Below are 371 nucleotides of genomic sequence, written 5' to 3'. Positions count from 1 at the left end.
GCACCTTACACTCCAATCAGCCTGGTTTAACAACAGGTTCACTTCACAGAACAATTAAAAAACAACAATCTTTAAGAAAAGAGCCTTGACTAAAGAGAGGCGACGCATATTCAAGAATCCAGAAAACAAAAAAAAACGAAACAAAAGTTTCGTTTTCCTGATTGCGGGGACAGGATTTGAACCTGCGACCTTCGGGTTATGAGCCCGACGAGCTACCAGACTGCTCCACCCCGCGACGATAATATATTGATTCATGTATATTATAACCATATTTCAGGTGAATATACATAAATTCGCTTGGCGGCGTCCTACTCTCACAGGGGGAGAACCCCCAACTACCATCGGCGCTGAAGAGCTTAACTGCCGTGTTC

At 43.9% G+C, this 371-nt stretch carries 1 tRNA gene and 1 rRNA gene; both read right to left on the bottom strand.

Annotated elements, in window-relative coordinates:
- Positions 1–161: 161 nt before the first annotated feature.
- A tRNA-Met gene (locus BIV59_RS22605) sits at positions 162–235 on the bottom strand.
- 60 nt (positions 236–295) lie between these two features.
- Positions 296–371: ribosomal RNA gene (gene rrf, locus BIV59_RS24630) — 5S ribosomal RNA — on the bottom strand; the annotation flags it as partial.

The organism is Bacillus sp. MUM 13 (assembly GCF_001866725.1).
Classification (GTDB): Bacteria; Bacillota; Bacilli; order Bacillales; family DSM-1321; genus Peribacillus.
Note: the sequence above shows the minus strand (reverse complement) of the source record. Positions and strands in the feature narration are given on the sequence as shown.